Annotated in this window: 27 protein-coding genes; 15 read left to right on the top strand and 12 right to left on the bottom strand. The window is 72.2% G+C overall.

What is annotated here, in order from left to right; translation table 11 throughout:
* Positions 1–2 precede the first annotated feature (2 nt).
* The 4 genes from C7C46_RS29635 to era are packed head-to-tail and all read left to right on the top strand — an operon-like array spanning position 3 to position 2,856.
* Complete coding sequence (locus C7C46_RS29635) at positions 3–1,325, top strand: hemolysin family protein (RefSeq protein ID WP_110673009.1); 1,323 nt, start codon at positions 3–5, stop codon at positions 1,323–1,325.
* A gap of 21 nt (positions 1,326–1,346) precedes the next feature.
* Entirely contained in the window at positions 1,347–1,688 is a 342-nt protein-coding gene (locus C7C46_RS29640) for a cytidine/deoxycytidylate deaminase family protein (RefSeq protein ID WP_110673010.1), read from the top strand.
* 42 nt (positions 1,689–1,730) lie between these two features.
* Positions 1,731–1,880: a hypothetical protein gene (locus C7C46_RS35415; RefSeq protein WP_181442601.1), complete on the top strand. Its 150-nt coding sequence runs from the start codon at positions 1,731–1,733 to the stop codon at positions 1,878–1,880.
* A 34-nt stretch (positions 1,881–1,914) separates the two neighbouring features.
* Positions 1,915–2,856, top strand: a complete 942-nt coding sequence (gene era, locus C7C46_RS29645; RefSeq protein ID WP_110673011.1) for a GTPase Era — start codon at positions 1,915–1,917, stop codon at positions 2,854–2,856.
* Positions 2,857–2,874: 18 nt separating this feature from the next.
* Here era and C7C46_RS29650 read toward each other — a convergent pair whose 3' ends face one another.
* Together C7C46_RS29650 and C7C46_RS29655 are read right to left on the bottom strand one after the other, a co-directional pair.
* A complete protein-coding gene (locus C7C46_RS29650; protein WP_110673012.1) occupies positions 2,875–3,153 on the bottom strand; it encodes a protealysin inhibitor emfourin in 279 nt (92 codons plus the stop codon).
* A 96-nt stretch (positions 3,154–3,249) separates the two neighbouring features.
* Positions 3,250–4,263 (bottom strand): M4 family metallopeptidase, encoded by a 1,014-nt coding sequence (locus tag C7C46_RS29655; protein ID WP_110673013.1) that lies wholly within the window; start codon positions 4,261–4,263, stop codon positions 3,250–3,252.
* Positions 4,264–4,570: 307 nt separating this feature from the next.
* On the opposite strand from C7C46_RS29655, the gene leuA reads away from it, so the two are divergent.
* The 4 genes from leuA to C7C46_RS29675 all read left to right on the top strand — a co-directional run bounded on the left by leuA (position 4,571) and on the right by C7C46_RS29675 (position 8,958).
* Positions 4,571–6,352, top strand: a complete 1,782-nt coding sequence (leuA, locus tag C7C46_RS29660) for a 2-isopropylmalate synthase (RefSeq protein ID WP_110673014.1) — start codon at positions 4,571–4,573, stop codon at positions 6,350–6,352.
* A gap of 269 nt (positions 6,353–6,621) precedes the next feature.
* Positions 6,622–7,245, top strand: a complete 624-nt coding sequence (locus C7C46_RS29665; RefSeq protein WP_245985161.1) for a TerB family tellurite resistance protein — start codon at positions 6,622–6,624, stop codon at positions 7,243–7,245.
* Between the two features lie 130 nt (positions 7,246–7,375).
* A complete protein-coding gene (gene recO / locus C7C46_RS29670; protein ID WP_110673016.1) occupies positions 7,376–8,122 on the top strand; it encodes a DNA repair protein RecO in 747 nt (248 codons plus the stop codon).
* 2 nt (positions 8,123–8,124) lie between these two features.
* Positions 8,125–8,958 (top strand): isoprenyl transferase, encoded by an 834-nt coding sequence (locus C7C46_RS29675; protein ID WP_110673017.1) that lies wholly within the window; start codon positions 8,125–8,127, stop codon positions 8,956–8,958.
* Positions 8,959–9,001: 43 nt separating this feature from the next.
* Here C7C46_RS29675 and C7C46_RS29680 read toward each other — a convergent pair whose 3' ends face one another.
* The gene (locus C7C46_RS29680) at positions 9,002–10,324 is read right to left on the bottom strand and encodes a transposase (RefSeq protein WP_146259256.1); all 1,323 of its coding nucleotides are present in this window, start codon (positions 10,322–10,324) and stop codon (positions 9,002–9,004) included.
* Positions 10,325–10,644: 320 nt separating this feature from the next.
* On the opposite strand from C7C46_RS29680, the gene C7C46_RS29685 reads away from it, so the two are divergent.
* The 5 genes from C7C46_RS29685 to C7C46_RS29705 all read left to right on the top strand — a co-directional run bounded on the left by C7C46_RS29685 (position 10,645) and on the right by C7C46_RS29705 (position 14,003).
* Positions 10,645–10,941, top strand: coding sequence for a hypothetical protein (locus tag C7C46_RS29685; protein ID WP_110673019.1), 297 nt, complete (start codon positions 10,645–10,647; stop codon positions 10,939–10,941).
* On the top strand, positions 10,938–11,636 hold the full coding sequence (locus C7C46_RS29690; protein WP_146259257.1) for a DUF2637 domain-containing protein: 699 nt from the start codon (positions 10,938–10,940) through the stop codon (positions 11,634–11,636). Before C7C46_RS29685 ends, C7C46_RS29690 begins: the two co-directional genes overlap by 4 nt.
* A gap of 126 nt (positions 11,637–11,762) precedes the next feature.
* Positions 11,763–12,074, top strand: coding sequence for a type VII secretion target (locus tag C7C46_RS29695; RefSeq protein ID WP_110673021.1), 312 nt, complete (start codon positions 11,763–11,765; stop codon positions 12,072–12,074).
* A gap of 2 nt (positions 12,075–12,076) precedes the next feature.
* Positions 12,077–13,261, top strand: a complete 1,185-nt coding sequence (locus C7C46_RS36910) for a WXG100 family type VII secretion target (RefSeq protein WP_110673022.1) — start codon at positions 12,077–12,079, stop codon at positions 13,259–13,261.
* A 127-nt stretch (positions 13,262–13,388) separates the two neighbouring features.
* Positions 13,389–14,003, top strand: coding sequence for a hypothetical protein (locus C7C46_RS29705; protein ID WP_110673023.1), 615 nt, complete (start codon positions 13,389–13,391; stop codon positions 14,001–14,003).
* 8 nt (positions 14,004–14,011) lie between these two features.
* On the opposite strand, the gene C7C46_RS29710 is transcribed toward C7C46_RS29705, so the two are convergent.
* The 4 genes from C7C46_RS29710 to C7C46_RS29725 are packed head-to-tail and all read right to left on the bottom strand — an operon-like array spanning position 14,012 to position 17,119.
* Complete coding sequence (locus tag C7C46_RS29710; protein ID WP_110673024.1) at positions 14,012–14,440, bottom strand: Fur family transcriptional regulator; 429 nt, start codon at positions 14,438–14,440, stop codon at positions 14,012–14,014.
* A gap of 35 nt (positions 14,441–14,475) precedes the next feature.
* The gene (locus C7C46_RS29715) at positions 14,476–15,393 is read right to left on the bottom strand and encodes a metal ABC transporter permease (protein WP_110673025.1); all 918 of its coding nucleotides are present in this window, start codon (positions 15,391–15,393) and stop codon (positions 14,476–14,478) included.
* Positions 15,390–16,130, bottom strand: a complete 741-nt coding sequence (locus C7C46_RS29720) for a metal ABC transporter ATP-binding protein (RefSeq protein ID WP_110673026.1) — start codon at positions 16,128–16,130, stop codon at positions 15,390–15,392. The genes C7C46_RS29715 and C7C46_RS29720 overlap by 4 nt, the downstream gene beginning before the upstream one ends.
* A 17-nt stretch (positions 16,131–16,147) precedes the next feature.
* Entirely contained in the window at positions 16,148–17,119 is a 972-nt protein-coding gene (locus C7C46_RS29725; RefSeq protein WP_425470143.1) for a metal ABC transporter solute-binding protein, Zn/Mn family, read from the bottom strand.
* A 209-nt stretch (positions 17,120–17,328) separates the two neighbouring features.
* Here C7C46_RS29725 and C7C46_RS29730 point away from each other — a divergent pair, with 209 nt between their 5' ends.
* Positions 17,329–18,711 carry a glycine--tRNA ligase gene (locus C7C46_RS29730; RefSeq protein WP_110673028.1) on the top strand — a complete coding sequence of 461 codons (1,383 nt, stop codon included), beginning with the start codon at positions 17,329–17,331 and terminating at the stop codon, positions 18,709–18,711.
* A gap of 79 nt (positions 18,712–18,790) precedes the next feature.
* Here C7C46_RS29730 and C7C46_RS29735 read toward each other — a convergent pair whose 3' ends face one another.
* The gene (locus tag C7C46_RS29735) at positions 18,791–19,360 is read right to left on the bottom strand and encodes a riboflavin biosynthesis intermediates N-glycosidase (RefSeq protein WP_181442602.1); all 570 of its coding nucleotides are present in this window, start codon (positions 19,358–19,360) and stop codon (positions 18,791–18,793) included.
* 100 nt (positions 19,361–19,460) lie between these two features.
* Positions 19,461–19,913, bottom strand: coding sequence for an Lrp/AsnC family transcriptional regulator (locus C7C46_RS29740; RefSeq protein ID WP_110673029.1), 453 nt, complete (start codon positions 19,911–19,913; stop codon positions 19,461–19,463).
* A 120-nt stretch (positions 19,914–20,033) separates the two neighbouring features.
* Between C7C46_RS29740 and C7C46_RS29745 the strand changes: the two genes are divergently transcribed.
* A complete protein-coding gene (locus C7C46_RS29745) occupies positions 20,034–21,038 on the top strand; it encodes an asparaginase (RefSeq protein WP_110673030.1) in 1,005 nt (334 codons plus the stop codon).
* An 83-nt stretch (positions 21,039–21,121) separates the two neighbouring features.
* Here C7C46_RS29745 and C7C46_RS29750 read toward each other — a convergent pair whose 3' ends face one another.
* The 3 genes from C7C46_RS29750 to C7C46_RS29760 are packed head-to-tail and all read right to left on the bottom strand — an operon-like array spanning position 21,122 to position 22,901.
* Positions 21,122–22,048, bottom strand: coding sequence for an oxygenase MpaB family protein (locus tag C7C46_RS29750; RefSeq protein WP_245985163.1), 927 nt, complete (start codon positions 22,046–22,048; stop codon positions 21,122–21,124).
* 43 nt (positions 22,049–22,091) lie between these two features.
* The gene (locus C7C46_RS29755; RefSeq protein ID WP_110673031.1) at positions 22,092–22,472 is read right to left on the bottom strand and encodes a hypothetical protein; all 381 of its coding nucleotides are present in this window, start codon (positions 22,470–22,472) and stop codon (positions 22,092–22,094) included.
* Positions 22,473–22,475: 3 nt separating this feature from the next.
* Positions 22,476–22,901 (bottom strand): hypothetical protein, encoded by a 426-nt coding sequence (locus C7C46_RS29760; protein ID WP_146259258.1) that lies wholly within the window; start codon positions 22,899–22,901, stop codon positions 22,476–22,478.
* Positions 22,902–22,907 lie beyond the last annotated feature (6 nt).

A 22,907-nucleotide genomic window follows, 5' to 3' on the forward strand; every position in this document is an offset into this window, starting at 1 on the left:
CGATGGGTTCCGCGAGTACGAGCTTCCTGATCGGGGCCTTCGCACTGGTCATGCTGGGGTGGGTGGCCGCCTGCGCGGAGGCCGGCATCTCCCGGGTCTCCCGGTTCCGGGCCGAGGAGGCGGTGCGCGGCGGCCGGCGCGGCGCCACCCGGCTGCTCACGCTGGCCTCGGACCCGGTGCGCTACCTCAACCTGGCCACCCTGATCCGGGTGGCCGCCGAGGTGGCGGCCGCGGTGCTGGTGACCGTGGTCTGCCTGCGCACCCTGCAGCAGACCTGGCAGGCGGTGCTGCTGGCGTTCGGGGTGATGGTGCTGGTCTCCTTCGTCGCGGTCGGCGTCTCGCCGCGCACCATCGGCCGCCAGCACCCGCTGACCACCTCGACCGCGGCCTCGTACGTGCTGCTGCCGCTGGCCCGGATCCTGGGCCCGATCCCGCGGCTGCTGATCCTGCTGGGCAACGCGCTGACCCCCGGCAAGGGCTACCGCGAAGGGCCGTTCGCCTCCGAGGCGGAGCTGCGCGCGCTGGTGGACCTGGCGGAGAAGGACGACCTGATCGAGGACGACGAGCGCCGGATGGTGCACTCGGTCTTCGAGCTGGGCGACACCATCGTGCGCGAGGTCATGGTGCCGCGCACCGACCTGGTGATGATGGAGCGGCACAAGACGGTCCGTCAGGCGCTCACCCTGGCGCTGCGCTCCGGGTTCTCCCGGATCCCGGTGGTGGGGGAGAACGAGGACGACGTGGTGGGCATCGTCTACCTCAAGGACCTGGTGCGGCGCACCCACGTCAACCCGGAGTCGGAGGCCGAGCAGGTGGACGCGGTGATGCGTCCGGCGGTCTTCATCCCGGACAGCAAGCCGGTCGACGACCTGCTGCGCGAGATGCAGCAAATGCGCTCGCACGTGGCGATCGTGATCGACGAGTACGGCGGCACTGCCGGCCTGGTCACCATCGAGGACATCCTGGAGGAGATCGTCGGCGAGATCACCGACGAGTACGACCGGGAGACCTCGCCGGTGGAGGACCTGGGCGACGGGCGCTACCGGATCACCGCCCGGCTGCTGGTGGAGGACCTGGGCGAGCTCTTCGGCCTGCTGCTGGCGGACGAGGACGTGGAGACGGTCGGCGGACTGCTGGCCAAGTACCTGGGCCGGGTGCCGATCCCGGGCTCGGCCTGCGAGCTGCCGCTGCCCGAGGAGACTTCGCCCGAGCTCGCCGGGATCCGGCTGGTGGCGGAGAGCTCGGCCGGGCGGCGCAACCGGATCGGCACCGTGGTGGCCAGCCCGGTGCCCCGGGTGGTGGACGAGGCCGAAGGCCCGGAGTGACCCCGTCTAAGCTCTGGTCCCATGACCGACCTTGACCCGGAAGACCAGAAGATCGTCACGCTGGCCCGCTCGGCCCGTGCCCGCAACGGCGTGCCGGAGGGCGCGGCGGTGCGCGACGAGACCGGCCGCACCTACGTGGCCGGCTCGGTGGCGCTGCCCTCGCTGACCCTGAGCGCGGTGCAGACCGCGGTGGCGATGGCGGTGGCCAGCGGCGCCAAGGGCCTGGAGGCGGCGGCCGTGGTGACGGCGGGCGAGCAGCCGGCCGAGGCCGACCTGGCCGCCGTGCGCGACCTGGGCGGCCCGGGCACCCCGCTGCTGCTGGCCGGACCGGACGGGTTGCTGCGGGCCCGGGTCGAGGCCTGACCGGGCTGGGCGGCCGCCGAGCAGTCGGATAATCTCCCTGGCATGGGGGTTCTGGCGTTCTTCGCGGCGCTGCTGGCCGTGGTCATGTCGTTCGGCCGCTGGCACGAGACCGGCTCGCCGGTCTGGCTCGCGGTCTCGATCGCGCTGCTGATCCTGACCCTGGCCGGTAGCCTGTTCGGCCGCGGCAAGTGAGCGGCGTACCGATGGGCCCGGCCGATCAGGGAGAATGGTCCGCATGAGCGACACCTCCACCACCCCTTACCGTTCCGGCTTCGCGTGCTTCGTCGGGCGCCCCAACGCGGGCAAGTCGACCCTGACCAACGCCCTGGTGGGGACCAAGGTCGCGATCACCTCCGACCGCCCGCAGACCACCCGGCACACCGTGCGTGGCATCGTCCACCGCCCCGACGCCCAGCTGGTGCTGGTGGACACGCCCGGCCTGCACAAGCCGCGCACCCTGCTCGGCGAGCGGCTCAACGACCTGGTCCGTTCCACCTGGGCGGAGGTCGACGTGATCGGCTTCTGCCTGCCCGCCGACCAGAAGCTCGGCCCCGGCGACAAGTTCATCGCCAAGGAACTCGCCGAGATCAAGAAGACCCCCAAGGTGGCCATCGTCACCAAGACCGACCTGGTCGACTCCAAGAGGCTGGCCGAGCAGCTGATCGCCGTTCACCAGCTGGGCCTGGAGCTGGGCTTCGAGTGGGCCGAGATCATCCCGGTCTCCGCGGTGGGCGACCAGCAGGTCCAGCTGGTCGCGGACCTGATCACCAACCTGCTGCCGAAGGGCCAGCCGCTCTACCCGGACGGCGACCTGACCGACGAGCCCGAGCAGATCATGGTCGCCGAGCTGATCCGCGAGGCCGCGCTGGAGGGCGTGCGGGACGAGCTTCCGCACTCGCTCGCGGTGGTGGTGGAGGAGATGATCCCGCGGGCCGACCGCCCGGCGGACCGGCCGCTGCTGGACATCCACGCGAACGTCTACATCGAGCGGCAGAGCCAGAAGGCGATCGTGATCGGGGCCAAGGGCGCGCGGCTCAAGCACGTGGGCACCACCGCGCGCAAGCACATCGAGGCGCTGCTGGGCACGCCGGTCTTCCTGGACCTGCACGTCAAGGTCGCCAAGGACTGGCAGCGCGACCCCAAGCAGCTGCGCAAGCTGGGGTTCTGAACCCGGTCTGACGCGCCCTCAGTCCTGCAGCTGGACTCCCTGGTGCAGCACCAGGGAGACCAGCTCGCGCTGGCTCTCGGTCAGGCTCGGGTCGGCGCAGTGCACGGTGCGCCCGTCCACCGTGATCGCGTAGTGGTAGCCGTCCGGCACACCGTAGACCCGGTTGCGGGAGGCGCCGGCCACCGCCTCGCGGGCCAGCGCGTGCACGTGCGGGGCGTCGATCCGGGCCCGGGTGTCGAGTTCGGCCGCGGTGGTGCGGCCGGCGAAACCGCCGCTCCTGCTCACCTGTATACGCATGGTCGCCAGTCTGCTACCGAGCGCGCCGCCCCGCAGCCGTTTCGCCACAGCACTTCTTTGTGGGGCCCTGCGGCGTGGCGGTGCGGCGCGGCGGCCTCACAGGGCCGGCACGCCCACCTGCTTCCAGGCGCCGGCCACCGCCTCCACCACCGGGCCCTCGCCGAACCGGCTGCGGGCGGCGGCCACCGTGGTGCGGGCGAAGTCGGCGAAGTCGGCGTCGGGGCGCAGTGCGCCGCCGGTCATCGCGTCGTACCAGATGCGCCCGGCCCGCTCCCAGGCCGCGCCGCCGAGCTCGACGGCGGTCAGGTAGAAGGCCCGGTTCGGGATCCCGGAGTTGAGGTGCACCCCGCCCTGGTCCGACCCGGTCTCCAGGTACCCGTCCATCGAGGCGGGCTGCGGGTCGCGGCCCAGCCGGGGGTCGTCGTAGGCGGTGCCGGGCGCCTTGAGCGAGCGCAGCGCGACCCCGCGCACGCCCGGGCCGAGCAGGCCGGCGCCGATCAGCCAGTCCGCGTCCGCGGCCTGCTGGCCCAGCGCGTACTGCTTGACCAGCGAGCCGAAGACGTCGGCCAGCGACTCGTTGAGCGCCCCGGACTGGCCGCGGTACTCCAGCGCGGCGCTGTACTGCACCACGCCGTGGGTCAGCTCGTGGCCGATCACGTCGACGCAGCCGGTGAAGTCGCGGAACACCACCTGGTCGCCGTCGCCGAAGACCATCCGCTGACCGTCCCAGAACGCGTTGTCGTACTCCTCGCCGTAGTGCACGGTGGCCTGCAGCGGCAGGCCCTCGCCGTCCACCGAGCGCCGCCCGTAGACCTCCAGCAGCAGCGCCAGGGTGGCCCCGAGTCCGTCGTAGGCCCGGTTGACCGCCGGGTCGGCGGTGGGCGGGCCGCCCTCGGTGCGCACCGTGCGCCCGGGCAGCCGGGTGCTGTGGCCGGCGTCCGCCACGGTACGGCCCGGCCGGCCCGCGGGCAGCGGGGCGGCGCGCAGGGCGGTGGCGCGGGCGGCGCGCAGGGCGGTGTCGGCGGCCAGCGAGCGGCGCGCGTTCTCGTCGCCGAGCTCGGCCAACCGGTCCAGCAGGTAGGGCGGGATGATGGTGCAGAGCGGGGTCATGGCGCACAGCGTCACCGATCACTGACGCCGTGTCACGCATCCCGCCGTCTCAAGGGGTGGAAATGTCGCGGCATCCGCTTCGGCACCGTGGGGCGTTGGGTTACGCTGGCACCATCATGCGTTACGGGCTGCTTCTTCTTAGCTGCCGCGGCGAGGGCCTGTAAGACCGTAGAGGCCGGCTCCCTCGTCGCGGAGTCTGTGCTGTGCGCATCCCAGCGTTGCTGCGCGCCAAACGGCACGAGTCGGCCCGTCGGGTGAATCCACCCCGGCCAGCCCGCATCCGAAGAGAAGCCGAGAGTCCTCACTCATGACCGAGCAGTCCTCCGTGGCCCGCGCCTTCGTCGACCGTCCCACCCCGATCACCGCCTCCTCGGTGCGCCAGCGCCCGTCGGGCATGCCGTTCCACCGCTACCTGCCGTTCGGCACCGTGGACCTGCCCGACCGGACCTGGCCGAGCAAGATGATCACCAAGGCGCCGCGCTGGCTCTCCACCGACCTGCGGGACGGCAACCAGGCGCTGATCGACCCGATGTCGCCGGCCCGCAAGCGCAAGATGTTCGACCTGCTGGTGAAGCTGGGCTACAAGGAGATCGAGGTCGGCTTCCCGGCCTCCGGTGCCACCGACTTCGACTTCGTCCGCTCGCTGGTCGAGGAGGGCGCGATCCCCGAGGACGTGACCATCTCGGTGCTGACCCAGGCCCGCGAGGACCTGATCGAGCGCACCGTGGAGTCGCTGGTCGGTGCCCCGCGCGCCACCGTGCACCTGTACAACGCCACCTCGCCGCTGTTCCGCCGGGTGGTCTTCAAGGGCAGCCGGGCCGACATCAAGGCGATCGCGGTGGACGGCACCCGGCTGGTGATGGAGTACGCCGAGAAGCTGCTGGGCGACGCGACGGTCTTCGGCTACCAGTACTCGCCGGAGATCTTCATCGACACCGAGCTGGACTTCGCGCTGGAGGTCTGCGAGGGCGTGATGGACGTCTGGCAGCCCGCCGAGGACCGCGAGATCATCCTGAACCTGCCCACCACGGTCGAGCGCTGCACCCCGAACGTGTACGCGGACATGATCGAGTGGATGAGCCGCAACCTGAGCCGCCGTCAGTTCGTGGCGCTGTCCACCCACCCGCACAACGACCGCGGCACCGGGGTCGCCTCGGCCGAGCTGGCGGTCATGGCCGGCGCCGACCGGGTCGAGGGCTGCCTGTTCGGGCAGGGCGAGCGGACCGGCAACCTGGACCTGGTGAACGTGGGGATGAACCTGTTCTCGCAGGGCGTCGACCCGATGATCGACTTCTCGAACATCGACGAGATCCGCCGCACCTACGAGTACTGCAACCAGATGAACGTCCCCGAGCGCCACCCGTACGCCGGCGACCTGGTCTACACCTCCTTCTCCGGCTCGCACCAGGACGCGATCAAGAAGGGCTTCGACGCGCTGGAGGTCGACGCGGCGGCGGCCGGCGTACCGGTGGGCGACTTCACCTGGGGCGTGCCCTACCTGCCGATCGACCCGAAGGACGTGGGCCGCAGCTACGAGGCGGTGATCCGGGTCAACTCGCAGTCCGGCAAGGGCGGCATCGCCTACGTGCTGAAGAACGACCACAAGCTGGACCTGCCGCGCCGGATGCAGATCGAGTTCTCGAAGATCATCCAGGCCAAGACCGACGCCGAGGGCGGTGAGGTCACGCCGGCGGCCATCTGGGCGGTCTTCCTCGACGAGTACCTGCCCACCACCGACAACCCGTGGGGCCGGATCGCGCTGCGCGAGCAGCAGAGCCTGACCACCGAGGAGGGTCGCGACGCGCTGAGCGTCGAGGTGCAGCTGGACGGCGCGCCCGCCACCCTGACCGGCTCCGGCAACGGCCCGGTCTCCGCCTTCACCGACGCGCTGGCCGGTATCGGGGTGGACGTACGGGTGCTGGACTACGCCGAGCACGCGCTGAGCGAGGGCGGCGACGCCCAGGCCGCCGCCTACGTCGAGTGCGCGGTGGACGGTCAGGTGCTGTGGGGCGTGGGCATCGACGCCAACACGGTGCGCGCCTCGCTGAAGGCGATCATCAGCGCGGTGAACCGCTCCGCACGCCGGTAAAGCTCCCAGCTTCGCCCAGGTTTTTACCAGTATTCGCCAGATGTGGCCCGGACTGTGGTCTGGGCCACATTTTTTTGTGTCGGCACTCGTTCGGGGTGCTGACACCTGCTGGCAACCGTGGCACCATCGGTGAACCGGAAGCGGGGTCGGTGGGACGACCGGTGCTTCGGTCGCGTGACCTGCCCGTCGTCGTGCAGGCCGCCTGCCAGGTCTGGGGAGTTGGCGCCGTGACACGGTTGTGGGGTGTTCGCCCGAGGTGGCGGACGGATGTGCTCGGCGAGTTCTTCTGCCCCGGCTGTGGCGGGGACCGCAACTACCGTCGGCAGCACGGCCGGCGGTGGCTGCGGTTGTTCGAGCTGCCGGTGCTGCCGCTGGGCGGCGTGCAGGGCAGCGTGCAATGCACCAACTGCCAGGGCCGGTACGGGGTGGAGTGCCTGGAGCAGCCCACCAGTGCCCGGCTGACCGGGATGCTGCGGGACGCGCAGTACACCATCGCGCTCACCGTGCTGGCCGCCGGCGGCACCGGTTCGGCCGCGGCTCGGGCCCAGGCCTGCGAGCTGGTCCGGGTGGCCGGCTTCGAGGACTGCGGCGAGGCGCAGGTGCTGGCCGCGCTGGCCGCGCTCTCCGGGTTCGGCGAGGGCGAGCCGTTCGACGTGCACGGGGTGGGCAGCGGGCTGGCCATCGAACTGCACGCCGCGCTGGAGCCGTTGTCCCCCTACCTGGCCCAGCAGGGCCGCGAGCGGTTGCTGCTGCAGGGCGCCAGGATCGCGCTGGCCGACGGGCGGTACCTGCCGACCGAGCGGGTGGCGCTGGCCGCGGTCGGCGCCTGCCTGCGCCTGGGCGAGGACAGCGTGCGGCGCACGCTGGAGGCGGCCAGCCGCACCCCGCACTGACCCACCCCTCCCCAAGAGCCGGGCCCGAACTCCCCCCTCCGGGCCCGCCGTGTCCCGCACCGGCTCCCCCCGTACAAGCCCGGTGCGGGCACACGGCTGTCCGGGCGGGCCGGTGGGGGAGAATGGGCGCATGAGTCTGATCCGCGATGACGGCGTCGTGCTGCGTGCCCAGAAGCTCGGCGAGGCCGACCGGATCATCACCCTGCTCACCCGTCAGCACGGCAAGGTCCGGGCGGTGGCCCGCGGGGTGCGCAAGACCAAGTCCAAGTTCGGGGCCCGGCTGGAGCCGTTCTCCCACGTGGACGTGCAGTTCTTCAGCCGGGGCAGCGAGCTGATCGGCCGCTCGCTGCCGCTGTGCACCCAGGTGGAGACCATCGCGCCGTACGGCGGCGGCATCGTCACCGACTACGGCCGCTACACCGCCGGCACCGCGATGCTGGAGACGGCGGAACGTTTCGCCGAGAACGAGGGCGAGCCGGCCGTGCAGCAGTACCTGCTGCTGATCGGTGCGCTGCGCACGCTGGCCGCCGGCACCCACGAGTCGCACCTGGTGCTCGACGCCTTCCTGCTGCGCTCGCTCGCGGTCAACGGCTACGGCGCGAGCTTCACCGACTGCGCCAAGTGCGGGCTGGAAGGGCCCAACCGGTTCTTCTCGCTGCAGGCCGGCGGGGTGCTCTGCGCGGACTGCCGGGTTCCCGGTTGTGCCGTACCCTCCCCTGAGACACTGGTTCTGCTCGGCGCCCTGCTGTCCGGAGACTGGCGGACCGCGGACGTCTGCGAGCCCCGCTACTGGCGGGAGGGCAGCGGTCTGGTGGCCGCTTACCTGCAGTGGCACCTGGAGCGGGGTATCCGCTCGATGAGATACGTGGAGAAGTGAGCATGGCAGCGCGACGGCTCTTCGGCGGCAGCAAGCAGCGGGCCTACCAGGCCCCGTCCCCGCACCCGAGCGGCGCACAGCCGCCGAAGATCCCCGGTGAGCTGGTCCCGGCCCACGTCGCCATCGTGATGGACGGCAACGGCCGCTGGGCCAAGGAGCGCGGCCTGCCCAGGACCGAGGGCCACAAGGTCGGCGAGAGCGTGGTGCTCGACGTGCTCCGCGGTGCGATCGAGCTCGGTGTGAAGAACATCTCGCTCTACGCGTTCTCCACCGAGAACTGGAAGCGGTCGCCGGAAGAGGTGAAGTTCCTGATGAACTTCAACCGGGACGTGATCCGCCGCCGCCGTGACGAGTTGGACGCGATGGGCGTGCGGATCCGCTGGGCCGGCCGGATGCCCAAGCTCTGGAAGAGCGTGGTGCAGGAGCTCCAGGTCGCCGAGGAGCAGACCAAGGGCAACGACGCGGTCACCCTCTACATGTGCGTCAACTACGGCGGCCGGGCCGAGGTGGCCGATGCCGCCGCAGCGATCGCGGCCGATGTGGCGGCCGGCAAGCTGGACCCGACGAAGGTCAACGAGAAGACCCTCGCCAAGTACATGTACCACCCCGACATGCCGGACGTGGACCTCTTCCTGCGCCCCAGCGGCGAGCAGCGCACCTCCAACTTCCTGCTCTGGCAGTCGGCTTACGCCGAGCTCGTGTTCCAGGACGTGCTCTGGCCGGACTTCGACCGGCGCGACCTGTGGCGGGCCTGCGAGCAGTACGCGATGCGCGACCGCCGTTTCGGCGGTGCGCTGCCCAACGAGGTCGCCGCCGAGCTGCCCGCACCGCGCTGACGCCGGAGCGCCGCAGCTCGGTCCAGAACCGGGTGACGGGCCGTCAGTCCCCCTCCGCGGTGCCGCCCCCGCCGTCCCGCTGGGGCGGCACCCGCTCGCTCGCGACGGCCTGTTCGGTCTGCACCTGGCAGGGGGCCGCGGCGGTGGACTGTCCGCGCAGGGCCTCGGCTTCCGCCAGCGCCTCGCCCGAGGGCGGCAGCGGCGTCCTTCCCCGGCAGGGCGGGATCTCGCCGGGTCCGCCCCGGTCGCTGGCCGGGTTCGTGGGGAGCCGGTCCAGGACGATCGCGGCACCACTGTGTTCGCCGACCGTGCGCCCCGCCCCCGCCGGGGCCAGGGCGTAACGGGCGATGACGGCTCCGGCGGTCGTGGTGATGGAGAGGAAGGGCTGGTCCAGCCGCCGACGCACCTCCACCACGGCGCCGGCCAGGTGGTGCGGCACGCCGTAGAAGTTGCCGCGGAAGGGCACCGTGCCCTGGTCGGTGACGGTGCGCCGGGCACACAGCCAGATCGGGTACGGCGCCGAGGGCAGCGCTCGGAGTGCTTCGGTTCCGGTTGCGTCCATCCGGGCCGCGAGCCGGCCGAGGCTCTCCTGGGCGTGTTGGAGGGCGGTGTCCTTCGGCAGGCCACGCCACCAGGCGCGGATCGTTTCGTTGATGCTCCCGGCCGTCGCCGGCTCCGGTTCGTCGTCCGGACGGGTCTGGACCCTCGCGCCGTAATACCTGGCCACGTGCCGGAACTGGGGCGACATCCGGTTACCGGTGTCGAAGTGCTCGGCGGAGTCCGAGCCGAACCACCAGTACTCCGTGGTGCCGCCCAACCGCCTCATCACCTGCTCCATGGCTTCGACCAGTTGGGGAAGATCGGCGTTCTCCGCCAGCACCGCACGCCAGCGCCCGGAGCGGGTGAGCGAGCCGACCAGGACGTGTGCTCGGTTTCCGCCGGCCCATACCGCCGGCGGATCGGGAAGCTCCAGCCAGTCGAATCGGATGGCCTCGTCGAGGCGCTGCGCGTCGCTCACGCCTCCCGCCGTGCCGAAACCCCGGCATTGCGTGCACAGCGGCCGGAGCTGGTGCCTGCGCAGGGCGCGGGTGAATGTCGAGTAGCCGCCGGGGTAGCCGAGCTCGACGACCTCGTCGAAGAGGGTGGCGGCGGGGAGGTGCGGGTCCTCCGCCAGCCGCAGGCGGCAGTACGGCAGGAACTGCGAGAAAACATCGGGCGCCATACTTCGAATACCCGGGACACGTTTTCCGGAGAGGTATGATCTCACCGTTTTTCGATCGCGTCCGAGATATCGGGAAATCGCGGTGATGGACCATCCCTGGCGCTTGCACCTGAGCGCTTCCATGTATTCTTCCCAACTGAGCAAGATTCCCCCTCACGGTCGAGCTTTCGCCCTGCAGCGGATGAGATATGCCAGAGGCAAGCCGGAAATATAGCACAAAGGGTGCAAGATCGAAGCGGAAAAACGTTTCTCTCATTTGTTGATCTTGGACATTCTCGGTGAGCGCCGGTCGGGGTTAATATGAACCTACCTTGTGTGGGGAATTTCGCAGGTTTGAAGTCGGCCGCGAAATCAACCACCCCCCGCGCCACCCCAGGTAATTTTGGCGAGCGCCTTCGGCGGCGAATATGGAATGACGCCCGAACGCCGTACTGACCTGACTGCCGCCGCCTCGTTGAGCAGCCGTGATCTCACCATGCCAGCCCTATCTGCCATCCCCCCTGGACCGGGACCCGGTCGCCAGCCTCGGGACCTGGCTCTTCGTACCGGACCGCCGCAACGCGGCCGGTGACGTGCACACCGGCTACCTGTCGCGCAACGGCGAACGAGTCGTCCTGGCCCACACCTCGCGCCTGTTGGCCGACTTCATGCGCAAGGTCCGTCAGTTGGAGAGCGACTTCGCGGCGCGGCTGAACCTCCACACGTCCTCGGCCGAAGAGTCCGACCGCAGCTCTGGAGACCTGCCGTGTACGACCGGATGAGCGATCTCCTCCCGCCGTTCGGGGCCTACGGTCACGGCGGCTGGTACGGCGAGGGCCTCGTGGAGGAGGACGGTCTCACCGAGGGCGGTCCGCACCAGTTCGGCTCCGTCACCGTGTCGACGCTCGGCTGGGAGGCCGAGGGCGTGTTCGCCCCCCGCCCTCGCGAGCCGGTCGAGCAACCCCCGCCGGTCGCACCCGACCCGGAGCGCTCACCGCCCTCCCGGCACCGACGACAGACGCGGCCCGCCGCACCGGCCTGGCCACGCGTGATCAGCTCGCTGTTCGGCGTACTGACGGCGCTGACGGTCATCGCGGTGTGCGTGATGGGGTGGATCCTCTCCTACGACCCGCTGCGGGACATGGCGTTCTCGCGAGTGCCGCGCGGACTGTCGCAGCTGTGGCCGGTGGTCATCTACGGTCCGTGGCTGGTGGGTTGCCTCTCAGTGCTGCGGGCCGCGCTGCACGGCCGGCAGCTGGTCCACTCCTGGGTGGTGGTCATCCTGTTCTCCTCGCTCGCGACCGGTCTGTGCGTCGCCGGGGTCTCCCGGACGGCTTCGAACCTCATCGTCGTCGGCCTGCCCCCGCTCACCGCTGCCATCTCGCTGCACCAGCTCGTGCGCCAGCTCACCGTTGCCCCGCGCGCCCGCCGACCGCTCGGCCGTATCGCCGCGCACAAGATGCCGCCAAGACCGTAGAACCCCCGGCGCGCCGACGGCTGACGGCTGACGCTCCGCGCTGCTGCCCGGACCTGGCTGCGGCCGCCGCCCGGACGGCGAGTACGGTGCCGTGAGACTCAAGTCGTCTCACGGGGGAGCGAGGTCATGGTCGCCGATCATTTCCACATCGAGCCGGGGAAGGTCGAGGCGCTGAGCGCCGACTTCCACAGTGCGGCAGTCACGCTGGGCGGGCAGATCACCGCCTTCGGCAGCAAGGCGGAGAACGTCAACGACGCCTTCGGCGTGCTGGCCGAGTCCACCGACGCGCTGCAGAAGTACGTGACGATGACCCAGGCCACCGTGGTCAGCCTGCAGCAGTTGCAGGCCCAACTGGAGGGCTACTCGCAGGCGCTGGCCACCACGGTGACGAACTACCAGACGGCGGACCAGCACAACAGCCGTCGGCTGGCGGTCTGAACATGGCCCAGAACCCGGACAACCAGGGCGGTCAGCAGACTCCGCCGCCACCGAAGATCGAGTCCAGCTTCGACATCTTCAGCCCCGGCGGCGACCCCTCGGTGCTGCGCGCCTGCGCCGCCGCCTGGCGGGAGATGGCCACGGACCTCAAGAGCACCCGGGACAGCCTGGACCACCAGGTGAGCCAGCTCGGCGGGGCCTGGACCGGCGCGGCGGCCGACGGCTTCCACACCCACTGGGAGCACACCAGGGGCGAGATCGACGCCGCGCTGCCCAACTTCGAGACGGTGGCCCAGCAGCTCGAGCAGGCGGCCGACTCGATCGAGTCGGTGAACAAGCAGATCCAGGAGATCGTGCTGGAGATCGCGGCCACCGCGGCTATCGGCATCGGCCTGTCGATCGTCACGGCCGGCTTCTCCGACGCGGCGGCCGCGGCCTCGGCCGCCGCCGAGGCGGCCGAGGCGAGCGCCGCGGTGGCCCGGCTGGCCCGGATCCTGGAGGCGGTCGCCAAGGTCCTGGAGACCGTGAAGACGGCGATGGAGGACAGCAAGCTGCTCAAGTTCGGCGTCAAGTTCACCGGCAACCTGGGCGCCAACTTCGGCGGCAACGTGCTCGGCCAGGCCATGGCGGGACAGCAGGTGACGGTGGGTCAGGACTTCCAGGACGCGGCCGTGTCGGCCGGCATCGGCACCGGCCTGAGCGGGCTGGGCGAGCTGGCCGCGCCCAAGCTGGGCAACGCGCTGGCCACCAAGCTGGCGGGTTCGGGTGCGCACGCCGGCCCGTGGGGCGGCGGCGAGACGGTCAGCAACCTGCTCAAGGGCGAGGGCCTGGCCGGCAGCATGTTCACCAACAGCCTCACCAGCGCGGCCGGCACCGCCGGGGCCGACGGGGTGGACATCCTCCAGGGCAGCAAGACCGGCGCCAACCTGGGTCCGGACATGCTCACCTCGGCCATCGGCGGCGGCATCGGCGGCGCGGGGACGCACTACGGCGGCAAGGTCTACGGACCGGGCCCCGGCACCCACCGGGCCGGCGGCCCGGACGACACCACCACCGGCGACGCGCTCACCAACGCCGGCGCCTACGGGCTGGCCGGCTCCGGCGAGAACGACCTGACCGGCGAGCCGGACCCGCAGAAGTTCTTCGACGACGGTCAGCCGCTGGTCGACCCGAAGGGCGCCTACTAGGGCCTGTTTCAGACGTGGCGTCGCGGGCCCGGCGCCACTTCTGAAACAGGCCCTGGCACTGACACCGGCTCGGGCCGGGCGCGGGACGCTCCCCGCGGCCCAGCCCGAGCACTTGGAGGGACGAGCAGTGTTCGAAGTGCACCGCAGCATCAAGCGGTTCCGCGCCGACCCGGCCTGGGAGTACCAGCGCCGTCCGCAGGCGCCGTGGGCCGAGTTCGACCGGCGCGGCTACCCCTTCACGCTGGAGAGCGGCCGCTCGCACCTGCGCGACCTGGTGCGCGGCCAACTGGCCGGGTACCAGGTGGTACTGGCCCACCAGGTGGTACCGCCGTGCGGCGCCAACCGCGGCGGTCACCTGTACTCGTTCTCGCTGGCGGTGCTGGAGCTGCCGCGCGCGCTGCCCGCGACCGCCGTGACCTGCCGCCGGCTCGCCGAGACCTGGCAGATCGACCGGCACCAGGCGCTGCCGCCCGGGGCGGGCCGGGCGCAGCCGCTGCCCGGCGGTGGCCCGGGCGCCCGGGTCCGCCGCACCGGCGCCGACCCGGCCTTCGCCGAACTGCTGGTGACCGAGGAGGTCAAGCGGCTGACCCTGGCGGCGGACTGCGGCTGGCGGCTGGAAGGGAACCGGCTGATCGGCTGGACCGACGGGCGCCGCACCTACGAGGCGCTCAGCGCGCTGGCGCTGCGGCTGGCCGACCTGGTGGCGGCCTTCCCGCCCGCCGTCTGGGAGTGGACCGGCTGAGCCGCCGGCTACGGGGCGGCGGCGGCCAGCTGCTTGGCGGCGCAGTCGGCGCAGGTGCCGAAGATCTCCAGGGTGTGCGCGATGTCGCTGAACCCGTGCTCGGCGGCCACCGAGTTGGCCCAGCGCTCGACCGCCGGGCCCTCCACCTCGACGGTGGCGCCGCAGTGCCGGCAGACCAGGTGGTGGTGGTGCCCGCTGCTGCAGCGGCGGTAGACCGCCTCGCCGTCGGCGGTGCGCAGCACGTCGACCTCGCCGGCGTCGGCCAGCGACTGGAGGGTGCGGTAGACCGTGGTCAGCCCGACCGAGTCGCCCCGGTGCTTGAGCATGTCGTGCAGTTCCTGCGCGCTGCGGAAGTCCTCGATCTCGTCCAGCGCCGCGGACACGGCGGCGCGCTGACGGGTGGATCGGGCGCGTGGCGACGGGCCTGCGGTGGTCACCGGTGCTCCTCCTGCGGATCGGGGCGGGTCACACCTCATTGTGCCAGCCCCTTACCGCCGCCCGACCCTGCTGCGGCGCCCGACTGAACCGGAATCGGCAGCTCCGTACCGGTGACCGCCGCCGGGTCCCGGTAGCGCCGCCGGGCCAGTGGCGCGGCCAGCACGGTGAACACCGCGAAGCAGGCGATGGCCAGCAGCACGATCGCCGAACCTGGCGGTACGTCAGCCTGATAGGAGGTCACCACCCCGCCCACCGAGACCAGCACCCCGATCGCCACGGCCAGCGCCTGGGTGGCCCGGAAGGACCGGGTGAGCAACTGTGCCGCCGCCACCGGAACCACCATCAGCGCGCTCACCAGCAGCACCCCCACCACCCGCATCGCCACCGTCACGGTGACCGCGGCCATCACCGCGAGCAGCAGGTTGAGCAGGCGCACCGGCAGGCCGGTGACCTTGGCGAACTCCTCGTCCTGGCAGACGGCGAAGAGCTGGCGGCGCAGACCGAGGGTGACCGCGAGCACCACGGCGCCCAGCGCCGCGATGGTGACCACGTCGCTGTCCTCCATGGCGAGGATCGAGCCCCACAGGTAGCTGTCCAGGCTGCCGCCGGCACCGCTGGCGCCGGGCGCCTTGCTGACCAGCAGCCGGCCGCAGGCCATCCCGCCGTAGAAGAGCATGGCCAGCGCGATGTCGCCGCTCTGGTTGCCCCGGGAGCGGACCAGCTCCATGACCACCGCGGCCGCGACGCAGACCACTACCGCCATCCAGACCGGGCTGGTCTGGAAGAACAGTCCGAGCCCGATGCCGGTCAGCGCGACGTGGCCGATCCCGTCGCCCATCAGCGCCTGGCGGCGCTGCACCAGGTAGATGCCGATCGAGGGCGCGGTGACCCCGACCAGCAGCGCGGCCAGCAGCGCGCGCTGCATGAAGAGCAGGCTGAACATGTCGGTCATGCGAAGAGCCCCTGGGTCCGGTCGGCGTGCGGGTGGACGTGGTCCGGTGCGGCGGGCGGGCCGTCCTGGCGAACCCGCCCCTCGTTCAGCACCACCGCGCGGTCGATCAGCGGCTCCAGCGGTCCCAGTTCGTGCAGCACCAGCAGTACCGCCGCGCCGCGGGCCACCTGCCGGCGCAGCGTGTCGGCGAGCACCCGCTGGCTGGCCAGGTCCACCCCGGCCATCGGCTCGTCCATGATCAGCAGTTCCGGCTCGCCGACCAGCGCGCGGGCGATCAGCACCCGCTGCTGCTGGCCGCCGGACAGGTCGGCCACCCCGTCGCCGGCCCGGTCCAGCATGCCGACCGCCTCCAGCGCCCGGGCCACCGCGGCCTTGTCCCGCCGCCGGAACGGCAGCAGGCCGTGCTGGGCCAGGCGCCCGGTGGCCACCACCTCGCGCACGGTGGCCGGCACCCCGCCGGCCGCGGTGGTGCGCTGCGGCACGTAGCCGATCCGGTGCCAGTCGCGGAACCTGGCGCCGGGCACGCCGAACAGCTCGCGCTCGCCGCCGGTCAGCGGCACCGCGCCGATCACCGAGCGGACCGTGGTGGACTTGCCCGAGCCGTTGCCGCCGAGCAGCGCGACCACCTCGCCTGGGGCGACGGTCAGGTCCACCCCGCGCAGCACCGGGCGGCCGCCGAGCGAGGCATGGGCGGCGGTGAGGCGGACCGGGGCCGGGGGCCGGGTGGGCTGGGTCATGGTGTGCTGGTCTCCCGTCAGGCGGTGCAGCCGAGGGCGGCCTGCAGGTTGGTCAGGTTCCGCTGCATGACCGTGAAGTAGTCGTCGGCCTTCTCGTCCTTGACGCCTTCCAGCGGGTCCAGGACGGCGGTCTTCAGGTTCAGGTCCTTGGCCACGCTGTCGGCGAGCTTGGGGCTGACCAGGGTCTCGAAGAAGATCGTGGTGACGCCGTTCGCCTTGGCGCTCTGCTGGATCTGGGCCAGCCGGGCCGGGGTGGGCTCGGACTCCGGGTCCACGCCGTTGATCGCGATCTGCTGCAGGCCGTAGTGGTCGGCCAGGTAGCCGAAGGCCGCGTGGCTGGTCACGAAGGACTTGCCGGTGCAGCTCTTCAGGCCGGTGGCGAAGTCCTGGTCCAGGGTGGCCAGCTTGGCGACCAGCGCGTCGGTGTTGCGCTGGTAGTCGGCGGCGTGCGCCGGGTCGGCCTTGGCCAGTTCGGCGCCCACGCCCTTGGCGACGGCCGCGTAGCGGGTCGGGTCGAGCCAGATGTGCGGGTCGCCGGCGTGCGCGGCGCCCTGGCCGGAGGCGTCGGTGCCCTCGTCGAGGTGGTGGTCGACCAGCGGGGAGAGCGCGGCCGCGTCCACCACGTGTTTGCCGGCCGCCTGGGCCACCGCCTTGTCCACGGTCGGCTGCAGGCCCTTGAGGTAGAGCACGGCGCCGGCGCCCTGCACGGCGGCGACCTGCTTGGCCGTCAGCTCCAGGTCGTGCGGCTCGGTGCCGGGCGCGGTGAGGTCGGTGACCTTCACGTGGTCGCCGCCGATCTGCTCCGCCAGGTACTGCAGGGGGTAGAACGCGGCGACCACGTCCACCTTGCCGCCGGCGCTGGTGGCGCTGGAGCTGCCGCCGCAGGCGGAGAGCAGCAGGGCGCCCGCCAGGGTGCCGGCGGCCAGGGCGAGCGGGGCGGCGGATATGCGGTCACGGCGGTCACGACGGCGGAGCATCATGACAACCATTCTCAACTTACCTGGAAATGATTGTCAACTTGCCCGATGGTGTGAGCGGTGCCACCGGCGCGCCGCCGCCTGTTGGCCGAGTTGCCACGCTAATCGGTTTGAGCCCGCCACCCACCTGTTCGGTAACCTGAGGTATTCGGGTGCGCGCAACCAGCCGCGCCTTGACCGTGCCGTCGCACCTGGGTGCGGCGTTGTCTGAAGAGAGCACTGTGGCCGCCGACAAGATCGACACGATCGTCAGCCTGAGCAAGCGCCGAGGCTTCGTCTTTCCCTGCAGCGAGATTTACGGCGGCACCAAGGCCGCCTGGGACTACGGGCCGCTGGGCGTGGAGCTCAAGGAGAACATCAAGCGCCAGTGGTGGCGGGCGATGGTGCACGCTCGTGAGGATGTGGTCGGCCTCGACTCCTCGGTGATCCTGGCCCCCGAGGTCTGGCAGGCCTCCGGCCACGTCGCGACCTTCAGCGACCCGCTGACCGAGTGCACCTCCTGTCACAAGCGGTTCCGTGCGGACCACCTGGAGGAGGCCTACGAGGCCAAGCACGGCAAGCTGCCGGCGAACGGCCTGGCCGACATCAACTGCCCGCACTGCGGCACCAAGGGCGCCTTCACCGAGCCCAAGGAGTTCTCGGGCATGCTGAAGACGCACCTCGGCCCGGTCGAGGACGGCTCCGGCCTGGCCTACCTGCGCCCCGAGACGGCCCAGGGCATCTTCACCAACTTCAAGTCGGTGCAGACCACTTCGCGCAAGAAGCCGCCGTTCGGCATCGCCCAGGTCGGCAAGAGCTTCCGCAACGAGATCACCCCGGGCAACTTCATCTTCCGCACCCGCGAGTTCGAGCAGATGGAGATGGAGTTCTTCGTCGTGCCGGGCGAGGACGAGAAGTGGCACGAGTACTGGCTCGAGCAGCGCTGGAACTGGTACCGCGACCTCGGCCTGCGCGAGGAGAACATGCGCTTCTTCGAGCACCCGAAGGAGAAGCTCTCGCACTACGCCAAGCGGACCGTGGACATCGAGTACCGGTTCAACTTCGGCGGCAGCGAGTTCTCCGAGCTGGAGGGCATCGCCAACCGGACCGACTACGACCTGGCGACCCACAGCGAGGCCTCCGGCCAGGACCTGAAGTACTTCGACCAGGAGTCCGGCGAGCGGTACTTCCCGTACGTCATCGAGCCGGCGGCCGGCCTCAACCGCGCGCTGCTGGCCTTCCTGCTCGACGCCTACTTCGAGGACGAGGCGCCCAACGCCAAGGGCGTGATGGAGAAGCGGGTCGGCATGCGGCTGGACCCGCGGCTGGCCCCGGTCAAGGTCGCGGTGCTGCCGCTGTCGCGCAACGCCGACCTCTCGCCGAAGGCCCGCAACCTGGCCGCCGACCTGCGCCAGGCGTGGAACGTCGAGTTCGACGACGCGGGCGCGATCGGCAAGCGCTACCGCCGCCAGGACGAGATCGGCACGCCGTTCTGCGTCACGGTGGACTTCGACACCCTCGAGGACAACGCGGTCACCATCCGCGAGCGCGACACCATGGCCCAGGAGCGGGTCTCGCTGGACCAGGTCAAGTCGTACCTCGGCGCGCGCCTGATCGGCTGCTAGGCGCCGCCGCCGGACTGACGGACCCCCTCCCGCCCCCCGGCGGGAGGGGGTCCGACGCTTCTCGCGGCCCGGTGCCCGGCTACTGACTGTCCGCCAGCTCGGCGCGGGCCTGCATCAGGGCGAAACCCAGCAGGTTGAGGCCGCGCCACTGGGCCGGGTCGGCCGCCCGCTCGTCGTCCGCGGCCAGGCCGATGCCCCAGACCCGGTCCAGCGGGCTGGCCTCGACCAGCACCCGGTTGCCGGTGCCCAGCAGGTAGTCGCGCAGCGCCGGGTCCTGGCCGAACTTGGCCCTGTTCCCCGCCACCACCAGCGCGAAGCGGTGCGCGGCCCAGCGCTCCTCGTCGAAGCCGCGGACCAGGCGGCCCAGCTCCTTCGCCTCCGCCGGGGTCCGGGCGGCCAGGATCCTGGGCACGATCTCCGCGTCCCCGAACAGCCGGGCCTTGCCGGCCATCATCCAGTGCTCGGCGGTGGCGTACCGGACCCCGTCGACGGTGAAGGCGCCCGGCCACCACTGGCTCAGCGAACCCTGGCCGATGCTGCCGTCACGCTGCGGCCGGTGGCCCCAGAAGAACAGGTACTTGGGCCGGGCGCCGGCGGCGGTGAGGGCGGCGAGCTCCTCGCGGGTGCGGGTACGGGTGGGGTCGATCACCCGAGGATCGTCGCAGCCGGGGCTGACAGCGGCGAGTTGATTTCCGCCGCCCACCCGCCCACTCCGCCCATCCGGGCCACCCCGGCCCCGCGGCCCCGCGCTAGTCCACCGGCAGGCCCTGTGGCTCCTTGACCCGCTTCATGATGATCTGCGAGTTCACCTCGGTCACCCCGGACAGGGTGGTCAGCCGCTCGATCCACAGCCGCTCGTAGGCCTGCAGGTCGGCCACCGCGATCCGCAGCAGGCAGCCGGGGCTGCCGAACAGCCGGTAGGCCTCGACCACGTCCGGGATGTCCTGCAGCGCGGCCTCGAAGGCCTCCACCGCCTCGCGGTCCCGCTTGACCTCGATCGAGACCAGCACCTCGAAGCCGCGCCCGACCGCCACCGGGTCGAGCACCGCCCGGTAGCCGCGGATCACCCCGTCCAGCTCCAGTTGGCGCACCCGGCGCAGGCACGGGGACGGGGTCAGGCCGACCCGCTGCGCCAGGTCCTGGTTGCTGAGCCGGCCGTCGCGCTGGAGCTCACGCAAGATTGCGCGGTCGATCCTGTCCATGGCGCAATTCTCCACCATTGATCAGCGACCTGACGGCAAAAGTGGCGATCGGATTGCCGGGCATCTTTCTTACCATTGCTGTACTGGATCAGCTGTGCGAAAGATCGGGGTGTGCGGGCCATGGGACGAGTTGTCGTCATCACTACGGGCGGGACCATCGCCAGCCGCTGGCAGGGCGCCGGCTTCGCCGCCGAGGCGCGCGGGCCGGAGGTGCTGGCCACCGCCGCCGTGCCGCAGGACCTGGCGGTCGAGGTGGTCGACCTGTTCAGCGTCAACAGCCCCCGGCTCACCACCGACCACCAGCTCACCCTGCTGCGCACCGTGCACGAGGTGCTGGCCGCCCCCGAGGTGGACGGCATCGTGGTCACCCACGGCACCGACACCCTGGAGGAGACCGCCTTCCTGGTCGACCTGCACCACGACGACCCGCGCCCGGTGGTCTTCACCGGTGCCCAGCTCCCGATGGACACCGCCGAGGGCGACGGCCCGGGCAACCTGTACGACGCACTGGTCGCGGCCTCGCAGCTGCGCGGGCTGGGCGCACTGGTGGTCTTCGACGGCAAGGTGCACGCCGCCCGTGGCACGGTGAAGACCCAGACGCTGGCCGCCGACGCCTTCGCCGACCCGTCCGGCCGGCGGATCGGCGACGTGGGCTTCGGCAAGGTCTCGGTGCTGCGCACGCCGCTGCGCCCGAGCGCCCTGGCGCTGCCCGAACTGCCCGACGCCGCACCGCGGGTGGACATGGTGATGCACCACGCCGACGGCGACCCGGTGCTGCTGGAGGCGGCCGTCGCGGCCGGTGCCCAGGGCATCGTGCTGGTGGCCACCGGGGCCGGCAACGCCACTCCGGAGATCGTCGCGGCGGTCGCCGCGGCCCGGGCCGCGGGCGTCCTGGTCGCGCTCACCACCCGGGTGGCGGCCGGCCCGGTCGCCGAGATCTACACCCACGGCGGCGCGGTCGACCTGGTGGCCGCCGGCGCGGTGCCCACCGGGACGCTGCGGGCCGGCCAGGCCCGGATCGCAGTGCTCAGCGCCCTGCTCGCCGCCGACGACCAGGCCCGGCGCGAGGCGGTGCTGCGCGCGGCGCTGGCCGACGCCCCGTCCGAATGGCCCGCGCACGCCTGACGGCGGTTCGGGTCGCGCACGCCTGACGGCAGCTCGGCCCGCGGATGCCTGACGGGCGCCGGCCCCGCCGCGCTGACCGCCCGTCAGTACGAGCCCGCGTCGGCCGTGGCGCGGGCCAGGGCGGCGCGGCGGATCTCGGAGGGGCCGCAGGCCCACACCAGGAGCCGGCCGCCGGCCCGGGCCAGCGGCCGGTCCCAGCAGGAGCGGACCGGCCAGGGACGCCGCACGCCGAGCTCGGCGCGGGCCCAGGCGGGCAGCAGGGCGAGCGCGGCATTGGTGAGCAGGCGCACCGCGAAGCGCTCGCGGCGGCTGCGGCCGAACCGGCGCAGCAGCTGGAGCACCTCCAGGGCCGGGGCGGTGACCCGCAGCTCGGGCCGCAGCCGGGCCAGGTACGCGCTCACCTCGGCGCGCGAGGCCGGGACACCGGCGGCGCCGAGCCGCTCGGCGACCCGGGTGGCCTCGGCGAGGTAGCGGTCGCACTCGGCGGGGGTGAGCGGGGTGGCGGCGTAGACCTGGTACCCCGTCAGGAAGCAGCGCACTTCGGCGGTGTGCACCCAGGTGAGCAGCTCCGGGTCGTCGGCGCGGTAGGGCCGGCCGTCCGGGGCGGTGCCGCGCACCTGCGGGTGGATCCGGCGCACCGCGGCGATGGCCTGTTCGGCGGCGGGGGTGGAGCCGAGCGTGGTGGTGGTGACGAACCGGGCGGTGCGGTTCAGCCGACCGGTCGGGTCGGTGCGGAAGTCGGAGTGCGCGGAGACGGCGGCCATCGCCAGCGGGTGCAGGGACTGGAGCAGCAGCGCCGCGAAACCGCCGACCAGCATGCCCGCCGGGTGGCCGTGCACCCGCCAGACCATGCTGTCGGGCCCGAACAGCCCGGGGTCCCCGGCAGGCCGGTCGTACCGCTCCAGGTGGAGGTCCCCGCCGTGCACGGTCGCGTTGATCCGGGCCAGCAGCCGGGCCCGGAACGGCTCCAGCACCGCACCCGCCGTCACACCCGCTGTCATCCCCGCCATGTGGCCCCCTCCCCGGTGATCGCACCACGCTACCGCGCCGGGATCAGGCGGCCAGGGCCAGCTCCGGGGTGGCCCGGGGCACCTGGACGCCGCGCAGGGCAAGCCGGCCGCACAGCGCGGCCAGCGGCAGTTCGGCGCCGAGCGCCATCGCCACCGCGACGGGCCAGGCCGAGCCGGCCGTGGTGAGGTCCACGGCCGCGTCCAGCAGTAACAGGCCGGCGGCCAGTGCGGCCACCGCCCGGGCCGCGCCCAGGGCTGCCGCGCCCCGGCGCAGCAGCGCGGCGCCGCCCAGCAGGCACCCCGCCTCCATCACGTCCAGCGCCACCCACCCCGCGCTGCCGGGCGCCTGGGCGAGCACCAGGATCCAGGGCAGCAGCGCCAGCCCGGCGCCCGCCAGCACCGCCGTCACCATCCGGTTCGGCATCGCTCAGCCCACCCGCGAGGGCCGCAGCCGCCCGACGGCACCGCCGGCGCCCCGTGCCACCACCGCGAACCCCGCCACCGGCAGGTGTGCCAGCCAGAACTCGTCCGCGACCAGCGTCAGGCCGGCCGCCGCCCAGCGCGGCCGCAGCCGCCGCTCGGCCACCAACACCACCGGCGCCGCCCCGTCCGGGCCCAGCCGCCCCCAGGCGAAGGTGCCGGCCGGCCCGCGCCGGGCGCCGCGCAGCACGCCGCAGCCGGCCGAGCCGGTCGCCAGCGCACTCGCCACCAGGACGTCGATCAGCTCGCCGTCCTCGTACACCTCCAGCGCCGCCCGTCCGCTGCGCCCGGCCGCCCGGCGCACCGACCAGGGCCCGGGCACCTGCCCTCGGGCCGGCGGCCGCGCCGCCTGGTCCACCGTCAAAACCGTCATCCCGAC

The sequence above is a fragment of the Streptomyces tateyamensis genome (assembly GCF_003205575.1).
Lineage (GTDB): Bacteria > Actinomycetota > Actinomycetes > Streptomycetales > Streptomycetaceae > Kitasatospora > Kitasatospora tateyamensis.